This window comes from Bacillus sp. 22190, from assembly GCF_052045575.1.
Taxonomy (GTDB): Bacteria; Bacillota; Bacilli; order Bacillales; family Bacillaceae; genus Bacillus; species Bacillus altitudinis.
This window is the reverse complement of the sequence record NZ_JBQEPF010000030.1, coordinates 1-8,519: the sequence shown is the minus strand read 5'-3', so window position 1 is coordinate 8,519 and position 8,519 is coordinate 1. Positions and strand designations below refer to the sequence as shown.

9 protein-coding genes and 2 pseudogenes are annotated in these 8,519 nt (G+C 34.5%); 9 read left to right on the top strand and 2 right to left on the bottom strand.

Translation table 11 applies throughout. The features are described from left to right. Positions 1–483, top strand: a pseudogene (locus ACTJKA_RS19680) (lipase); the annotation flags it as partial. Between the two features lie 12 nt (positions 484–495). Then, positions 496–801: a hypothetical protein gene (locus ACTJKA_RS19675; protein ID WP_440607914.1), complete on the top strand. Its 306-nt coding sequence runs from the start codon at positions 496–498 to the stop codon at positions 799–801. A gap of 80 nt (positions 802–881) precedes the next feature. Here ACTJKA_RS19675 and ACTJKA_RS19670 read toward each other — a convergent pair whose 3' ends face one another. Next, a complete protein-coding gene (locus tag ACTJKA_RS19670) occupies positions 882–1,037 on the bottom strand; it encodes a hypothetical protein (protein ID WP_171464970.1) in 156 nt (51 codons plus the stop codon). A 58-nt stretch (positions 1,038–1,095) separates the two neighbouring features. Here ACTJKA_RS19670 and ACTJKA_RS19665 point away from each other — a divergent pair, with 58 nt between their 5' ends. From ACTJKA_RS19665 to ACTJKA_RS19645, 5 genes are all read left to right on the top strand, one after another. Next, positions 1,096–1,935 (top strand): SMI1/KNR4 family protein, encoded by an 840-nt coding sequence (locus tag ACTJKA_RS19665; RefSeq protein ID WP_440607913.1) that lies wholly within the window; start codon positions 1,096–1,098, stop codon positions 1,933–1,935. Positions 1,936–1,964: 29 nt separating this feature from the next. Then, positions 1,965–2,402, top strand: coding sequence for an NUDIX hydrolase (locus tag ACTJKA_RS19660; protein WP_017359023.1), 438 nt, complete (start codon positions 1,965–1,967; stop codon positions 2,400–2,402). Between the two features lie 419 nt (positions 2,403–2,821). Continuing rightward, complete coding sequence (locus ACTJKA_RS19655) at positions 2,822–3,913, top strand: Rap family tetratricopeptide repeat protein (RefSeq protein WP_440607912.1); 1,092 nt, start codon at positions 2,822–2,824, stop codon at positions 3,911–3,913. Between the two features lie 2 nt (positions 3,914–3,915). Further along, positions 3,916–4,050 carry a hypothetical protein gene (locus ACTJKA_RS19650; protein WP_268359939.1) on the top strand — a complete coding sequence of 45 codons (135 nt, stop codon included), beginning with the start codon at positions 3,916–3,918 and terminating at the stop codon, positions 4,048–4,050. An 840-nt stretch (positions 4,051–4,890) separates the two neighbouring features. After that, entirely contained in the window at positions 4,891–5,226 is a 336-nt protein-coding gene (locus ACTJKA_RS19645; protein WP_135227061.1) for a hypothetical protein, read from the top strand. Positions 5,227–5,357: 131 nt separating this feature from the next. On the opposite strand, the gene ACTJKA_RS19640 is transcribed toward ACTJKA_RS19645, so the two are convergent. Next, positions 5,358–6,344: a YhdH/YhfP family quinone oxidoreductase gene (locus ACTJKA_RS19640; protein WP_265153851.1), complete on the bottom strand. Its 987-nt coding sequence runs from the start codon at positions 6,342–6,344 to the stop codon at positions 5,358–5,360. Positions 6,345–6,456: 112 nt separating this feature from the next. On the opposite strand from ACTJKA_RS19640, the gene ACTJKA_RS19635 reads away from it, so the two are divergent. Then, positions 6,457–6,876, top strand: coding sequence for a MarR family winged helix-turn-helix transcriptional regulator (locus ACTJKA_RS19635; RefSeq protein WP_007499409.1), 420 nt, complete (start codon positions 6,457–6,459; stop codon positions 6,874–6,876). A gap of 656 nt (positions 6,877–7,532) precedes the next feature. Beyond that, positions 7,533–8,519: pseudogene (locus tag ACTJKA_RS19630) on the top strand (IS3 family transposase); the annotation flags it as partial.

Genomic DNA, 8,519 nt, shown 5'->3' with positions numbered 1-8,519 from the left:
TTTGATAAGAATGGTCATATCAAAAGTGTGGATGGAAGCAAAGGTGTTTATAACCAGAATATCGAATCGTTCTCATCTTATTCAGGTATGAATGGACAAACCATCAAAGTGGATGCTAAATATGCAAAAGAATTAGCTCATCGATTACAGGCAGCTATCGAAGACTTAAAAACAAAAAAACAAGCAATTGAACAATTCCCTCATGATCACAGCAAAATGGTTTATGACGTGAAATCTATTTGCGGAAAGAGATTGGGAGAATTCAAGGATCTAGATCCAAGCGATGTTGATAAAGCAGTATTGTATCACGCCCCTTTTGTGAAAGATGGAGCAGCATTTTATGACTCAGAAGAACAGTATCAAACTGAGGCTTCTCTACATTATTTGATTAGAGATTTAGAGGATATTAGTGAGTTTATTGTGAAAATGGCGGAGGATTTAAAAGATAAGGATAATGAATTAGCAAGATGGTTACGGTTGTAAGGAGGATTTCAATTGCCATATGGAGTTAATATGGATGCAGATGAGTTTTACAGACGATTACAACAGAATGAGGAATTAAAAAAAATTGTAGGTTCAAGTTTAAAAACGCATTGTCAGCATCTAAAACAAGACACAAAACATGCGTCAGACTTTTCGTCAGCACAACAGGTTGTAGCTGAAGTGTATGTTGCTTTACTCTCTTCATTTGAAGGAAAAGCTAAGGATGCATTGATACAAAGACTCAATGAAAATGCGAAGATGCTGACAAATGCAACAGAGAACAGAAGTGCCTTTCTAAGAACTATAAAGACAAAATAGTGAACATAACCTCTTCGCAACGATGTGACAGAGGTGTTTTTTAATTAATTCGCCATTCCTTTCTTCTCCCTTATCCCATGCTAGTTCATTTCTTGACATAAGATTTCTAAAACGGCATTTCTAATGGACTGTTCGTCTTTACCTGTTTTTATTTTTAAGTCATCCATTGTTGGATGCTTGCCAAACCGGCTCATATTATAAATGATTCGATATATCTTTCTTTCAAGGTCAGTCATATCATCACCACCAAAACGTTCGTAAAAGAGTTTTGTTGATACTAGGAGGAAATAAACTTTGAAATCATTTTGGGAAATAGACGAAGAAGGTTACCATACGTTAAAAAAGATCAACGAAGCAGAAATAGCTAAAGCTGAAAAGAAACTTGGAGTCATTTTACCAGATACATATAAAAAGCTCATATTAAAACAGAATGGTGGTTATACCGTTCATAATGCTTTTCCAACCACTCACTCTAATTCATGGGCCGAGGATCATATTCAATTTAATCACCTGCTGGGAATTGCTGAAGATGAAGGAATTATGGATAGTGCCTATTTGATAAAAGAGTGGGAGCTGCCAGAAGGGCTTGTCTTAATTAACGGGGATGGTCACACTTGGGTAGCGATGGATTATCGAAAAACGAAAGAGAATCCTGCCATTCATTATTTTGATGTTGAGATGGAAGAAGACTTTAAGTTAGCTGATTCCTTTGATGAATTCATTGAGGGGCTTTATACAGCTGAGTATACTGTTGATGAGGAAGCAGCAGCGGCTGAATATGAACTTTCTGAAGATCATTTAAGTAAAGAAGAACTCGAAGCTATATTTGAATTGGACGTGCTTGATGAAGGTAATCTGTATAAAATTCAATATTACCCGATGGTTGATTTGAACGAAAATGAATGGTTTTTTAAAAAGATGCAATATCACATTGAAAAAACAAAAGATGAAGATGATCTTTATCAAGTAGCTGATACGATTATTAACATTCTCTTATTGAATCCAAATATGCCAATTAATAATAATATTAAAGAGCTGGTGCAACAAATATCCGATTTCTTACAAAGTAATGAAGATCCACTTGTAGTAAATGTAGGCGAACTTATTCTTAGTCAGTTCGAGAGTATTATTTAAGGTGAATTTTAAGAAAAAGAGGTTAAGCAATGAGAGCACCGTATCAAGTATTGATATTTCCTTATATAGAAACTGAAAATTCCATTCTATATGCTATTTTTCATCGAAGCGATTATGGTTATTGGCAAGGAATAGCTGGTGGTGGGGAAGATGGTGAGGCTCCTATTGAAGCAGCAAAACGGGAAGCGTTTGAAGAGGCTGGTATTATAAGAGAATGTCCATATATAACACTCGATTCTGTGTCTTCACTACCCGTAGAGGATGTAGTTGGTGAATTTCTTTGGGGAAAAGATGTTTATGTGATAAAAGAATTTTCTTTTGGCGTTAAAGTTTCTACAAAAAATATTAAATTATCTAAAGAACACGTTGATTATAAATGGGTGTGTTTTGAGGAAGCGGTAACTCTTTTAAAATGGGATAGTAACAAAACAGCTTTGTGGGAACTAAATAAAAGGCTATCAAAATAATTGAAATGTTGTTAACAAAGCCAATAGTAGAACGAGAATTAAACGGAAGAAACTTTGCTACACCTCTAAAGCAAAGCTCTTTTGCTTCTTCAATCAATTCAGGTTCCTCCTTACATAGTGAAATATGAAGTATCCTATCAAGTTCTTCTTTAGGCGCATTCCCAATAAAACATTTAAATAACCCTGTGTTCATCTAAGTCCTTCTTTTTATTTAAGTAAATCAAAAATCTACACTTTACTTTATTTTATTTTTGAAAAACTTCTAAATAGCGAATGAGAACAAAAGTTTGATTAACGGTTTGGATTTCATGTATTTTGCGGGATACCGAAAACTTTTAAAATAAGCACCTTGTCTTTACATATGTTGTAAATGTCATGTTAAAATTATACAAAGGAAATGATAGCAAGGGGGTAATGGAATGTCGAATTTGATTGCTTCTGTAGATGTAGCAAACACTCTCAACAAATGGTATTTACATATTAAAAAGAGGGAAGTTTCACAAGCAGTAGAGTTGAGGGATGAGATTCAAGATATGTTAGACGAAATGGAAGAAAATCAAGATGTTTTACTCTATTTCAATATTCTTGATTACAGGTTTAAGGTACTGATGGAAGATTTAGTGGGGCAACCAACAATAACAGAAAGTGAAAGAGTCAAAACAGATGACATGCTAAGGTTTTACTTTTATCTTTTTAAAGGTATGTATGAGAGTGCAAAGAATAACTATTCAGAAGCTCTAGTCCTATTCAGAGTAGCTGAGAGACAACTGGACAAGGTACATGATGAAATTGAAAAGGCTGAGTTCCATTATAAAATTGGTACACTCTACTATTTCAATAAGGTCACGCTCCTTTCTCACCATCATCTACAAACAGCAAAGGACATCTACAAGGGTCATGAAGGCTACAGCATACAGACCATAAACTGTAATATGTTGTTGGCACTGAATTTGATTGATGATGGTAGACTAGACAAAGCTGAAAAAATGCTTTTGGATTGTGTTGAGAGACTAATTGAAAAGAATGATAAGAGATTGTTAGCGTTAGCTTATTATGATCTAGGATTTCTAAAAATTCAGGATGACCACCATATAGAAGCAATTGAATATTTCAACAAAGCAATTTCCGCAGATGATCTAAAACAGTCAGCTCCCGTTTCATACTTACAATGTGCGTATGAATTTGCAAGATCAAGCTATAAATCAAATCTGTTGGATCAGGCAATAAGTTGGGTTGCTGAGGGGAAAACCTTTTCTAAAGAACAGCAGAACACAAACTTTATTTTGAAATTCAATATCCTTGAGAAATGTTATACAACACCACAGGAAAGCTCTGAGGATATTAAGAAAGAACTAGGACTTTTGGAAGAAAGAAAAGCATATGTTGATATAGAGGCTTTAGCTCCTGATGTTGCCTCCATTTATAAGAAGTTAAATCTTTATGAAGAAAGTAACTATTTCTTGGAATTGGCTTTAAAATCTTGTACGCTTATAGGAAAGGAGGTCATATGATCATGAAAAAAGTAATGATGATGATTACTACTGCTTTGCTATTAGGTACAATTCTTGGAATGCCTGTTGTACAACAAACTCAGGCAGATGTTAAAGATGAGATAGTGTTACTTTCCTCAAGAGGTGCAGGATCATAAAAGGGATAGGGTTTTAATTCATCACTGCGAAGTATAATTGTTTAAAAAATGATAAAGTGGATTAAAGTGTCAGGCTCCTTATGGTATAAAAGAATATGCCATAAAGGAGTTTTTTTTATATTAGATGCTCCATTTGCTTTGATGGCAGCGTATAGAGTTGCTAAAAAACAAATGAATTTATTAAGCTTTTTGAAGAGGAAACTTTTAATGTCAGTTAGAGGAAATCTGGGTATTACCCAATTTCACTGTATATATTTATGCGAGAGCTGTATAAAGTATGGGATTCTGAAAAGCTGAAAAAATGTATGAAGAATTTCAAGATGTTTTTATGAAGAAAGAGAAGAAAACAATTTGAGGTAAAACAAATATAGTACATACTTTCAATTTTGTTGCTTAAATCCTAAATATGGAACTGACTGTAGAATGTTGAAACTGATTGTTTTATAATTTCACGGTAACATAACTTTCTCTGGATTGTAATTAAAAGTATAAAACGTAAGTGAAAGTATATCGGAGGATTTGGATGATAAAAAAAGAAGTTTTTCAAATAATTTTGTTTACAGTCCTTTTAGCAATTTTTCTTTATCAAGGTGTACAAAGAGATTTTCCTTTTGAATATCTGATTACATTAGTTACGTGCTATGTTGCTGTAATAGTTTATAGAATTATAAAAGTAATGAAATATAAAAAGGAGCAAAGTACAGTTAAGTAGTTTGAGCTATTTTTGTTTGCGGTGTCCGCAATCACTATTGGGATCAGACGTTTGAGGTCATGGCTCTTTGGCATGTTGACATTAAGAATTATATAATGAACTAAATTTAATTTCGGAGGTGCTTTTATATGTCTATTCAAGTGGATGATGATGATGTTTTAGAGATGTGTAATATATATGCTCAAGAAACTCATCACAGAGAAGCATTGATTTTAGGAAACAGGAAGGGTCTATTGGAATTAAAAAATGCGATAGATCAGGCTTTAAAAACCGGTAGTGCTGTTGCAAATTTATACCCATCTGATTTTGAAGGGTATGAAACTTGTATTGCTCTAGTGGATGATGAAAAGCAGTTTGAGAAATTAATTACTCCTTATGTAGAGGCATATACACAAGATGATGATGCGATTGATCCAATTGATATTATTAAAGAGTACGATTCCAAAAAAGAAAAACCCTTATAATAGAGTTTTTCTTTTATTATTTAGTGGAGTATAGTTTCACCTTTTTTAGCTTTGTGTTTACTTGGTATTGATGCTCTAAGAACATGGGGTATATGGATTGGTAGTCTTGTATAATATAGTTCAAATAGAGTTTAATATTTAATAATTGTTCTTCCTAAATGTTGGCCATTTTTAATGGCTTCAATTGTTTCAGGTAACGTATCGAGAGTAATCTCATTGACTAGAGTCGTTTGGGCGATATTCCATTCGTTTGCTATCTCGTTCCAAATGACTTTGCGTTTATTGATTGGTACATTTACAGAATCGATCCCTAGAAGGTTGATCCCTCTTAAAATAAAAGGTAACACAGTTGTTGTTAATTTAATTCCACCTGCATTCCCGCACATGCTCATGCTTCCACCATAAGAAATTTGAGGGATTATGACAGAAGCCACATCTCCTCCTACGGTATCTAAGACGAAGTCATATTTTTGCTTGTTTAATGGTTTTTTTAGCTCTCCTAACACGTTTGCAAAAATGACATCAGTTGCTCCTAAAGATTTTGCAATGTCAACTTGATGATCTTTACGCACTAAAGCATGAATATTTTTGTACCCAATTTTAGATAATAATTGTATCGCGATGCTGCCAACTCCACCAGTTGAGCCTGTAACGAGTATATGAGGTTGATTTTTTGTATTCATACCACTTTCCTGTAAAGCCATGATCGAAAGAGCGGCTGTAAAGCCTGCTGTTCCAAAAATCATTGCTTCTTTTAAAGTCAAGTTATTTGGCAAAGGAACAATCCAATCCGCAGGCACTCTAGCATATTCTGAAAAACCTCCAGTGTGGCTCATGCCCATAGCGAAACCTGTTACAATCACTTGTTGACCTTCTACGAAACGATGATCTGTTGTATGAACGATCGTTCCACTTAAATCAATTCCGGGAATCATCGGATAGTTACGAATAACACCTCCATTTTTTTGAACAGCCAGCATATCTTTATAATTGATTGAAGAATATGCTACTTTAATTAATACTTCTCCTTCAGATAGATCATTCACATTTACATTTTGAAGATCATAACTCACTTGATCATTTTTTTCTGTCACTAGAATCGCTTTAAATGAATCCACTATTTATCTTCCTCTCTAAAAATATATTATAACAAAATATTTCTGGTGCAAAAGTATTTCAATTAAAAAACTACCATGATATTATAGGTAAAGTCAATGTGGGGGAGATAAAATGGAATTATCAGAGTGCATAAATTTTTTACTAAGTGTTAGTCAAAATAAAGTGTTTAAGTACTTTAGTAAGCTTTTAGAGGAATGTGATTTGACACCCGCTCAATATGGTGTGTTGAACTGTTTGTGGAGAGAGGGCCAGCTATCTCCTAAACAAATTGGAGAACTCGTGTATTTAGAAGCCTCAACAGTTTCTGGAATTTTAGATAAAATGCAAAAAGCTGACTTAATTGAACGCACAATAGATCCAAAAAATCGAAGAAATATTTTAGTAGAGGCGACTCAAAAATCTTTAGCCATTAGAGAAAAAGTTGAAGCAGCAACAATTGAGCTGAACAATACAGCGCTCCAAAACTTGTCAAATGATGATAAGGTTGTGCTAAAGAAAGCATTGTATACAATTATCAATAACTTTAAATGATGTATTTTTATAAACAAATTTCATATCAAATCCATCACTATCACAAGACTCCTTTACAGGAGTTTTTTTCGGTATCTTTTCGGTCCATTGTAAATTCCTGCATGTAATATAAGGGAGTAATTGATGGAGAAAGTTCTTTCTTCACATGTAGGTGTGAAAATAAATGAATGGTAAACAGAATATTACGGGGTGGCATTATAACCCCAAGTGATTTGAGATGCAAAATATTAATAAGTGTCTTAATGATTGCTATCGTAATTTGATGAAGTTTGAACGTGAAAGTAATCTATGTGAGTACTGCCTACCGAAGTGAAGACTATAAGAGCAACTTTGCTAAATCATTTTTGAAAGGTCTTAAAAAATATGATATCGTTGAGAAAAAATTGTTGGGGGATGTATATGAAACGCACATTATACATGTTGTTAGGAGCCATCATTTTAACATATTTTACTTTGATTTTACCTTTCTCCAAAATATACAACAGTGGACTGTTTGAAGTATTGTCTTTTTGGTTAATTCTAATCTTTGTATTTTCTTATAATAAAAACCATACTTGAGATGGGACTGACCCCCTAAGATGAGACAAATAAAAAACACCTTCAAGTTTGAAAACGGATCGTTGTGATCCGAAATAAAACATGGAGGTGTTTTTTCTATGGGGACAAGAGTGAGTTATCCGGCTGAAGTCAAACAGAAGGCTGTAGAAATGAGATTGGCAGGCGTACCTATGAAAGAGATCATGCAGGAATTGAATATCAAGAATAAGACGCAGGTTCAGACATGGGTGAGATGGCATAAAACTGGGGATACACACAGGTTCGAACAACCTGTTGGAAAACAATATACCTATGGAAAGGGTCCCGAGTACTCTTCAGAATTAGAGAGACTTCAGGCAGAAAATCGCTATTTGAGTCAACAGAATGAGGTTTTAAAAAAGTACAACGAATTGGAAAGGAAGTTGATAAGGAAACGTCAATCAAACTGGTAGATGAATTGTGCAAAACGATGACGGTACAGGACATCTGTGTCCATTTAGGCATCTCACGCACTTCGTATTATAGATGGAAAAAGAATCTGACTCAGAATCATCCTAAAAGACAACTAGAGAAACAGGTCGGCACGTTGTGCCGAAAGCACAAATATCGATATGGTTATCGGAAAATCACAGCCATACTAAAAATGGGAATGCGTATTAACCATAAAACTGTTCAACGTATCATGCAGAAAAACCAGTGGCAATGCCGGGTTAAAATGAAAAAGCGTAAGAAGAATGGGCAGCCCTATGCCGTGGCTGGTAATATACTGGATCGGAATTTTCAGTCTGATCGCCCTCTTGAAAAACTAGTCACGGACATCACGTATTTGCCTTATGGACAGAAACAATTGTACCTTTCCAGTATATTGGATTTATATAATGGAGAAGTGATTGCTTTTACAATTGGTGATAAGCAGGACACAGACTTTATCTTAAACACACTTAATCAGCTCCCAGCACTTCCTGAGAATTGCGTGTTACATAGCGATCAAGGTTCTGTGTATACATCTTACGAGTATCAGAAAGCTGTTCATATAAAAGGCATTACCATGAGCATGTCCCGTAAAGGGACGCCCGCTGATAATGCCTCCATCGAATCGTTTCATT

What these genes read in the sequence shown, in the direction of transcription:
- ACTJKA_RS19655 (WP_440607912.1), top strand. Translation starts at nt 2,822, where the DNA reads ATGTCGAATTTGATTGCTTCTGTAGATGTAGCAAACACTCTCAACAAA.
- ACTJKA_RS19670 (WP_171464970.1), bottom strand. Translation starts at nt 1,037, where the DNA reads ATGACTGACCTTGAAAGAAAGATATATCGAATCATTTATAATATGAGC.
- ACTJKA_RS19635 (WP_007499409.1), top strand. Translation starts at nt 6,457, where the DNA reads ATGGAATTATCAGAGTGCATAAATTTTTTACTAAGTGTTAGTCAAAAT.
- ACTJKA_RS19660 (WP_017359023.1), top strand. Translation starts at nt 1,965, where the DNA reads ATGAGAGCACCGTATCAAGTATTGATATTTCCTTATATAGAAACTGAA.
- ACTJKA_RS19650 (WP_268359939.1), top strand. Translation starts at nt 3,916, where the DNA reads ATGAAAAAAGTAATGATGATGATTACTACTGCTTTGCTATTAGGTACA.
- ACTJKA_RS19645 (WP_135227061.1), top strand. Translation starts at nt 4,891, where the DNA reads ATGTCTATTCAAGTGGATGATGATGATGTTTTAGAGATGTGTAATATA.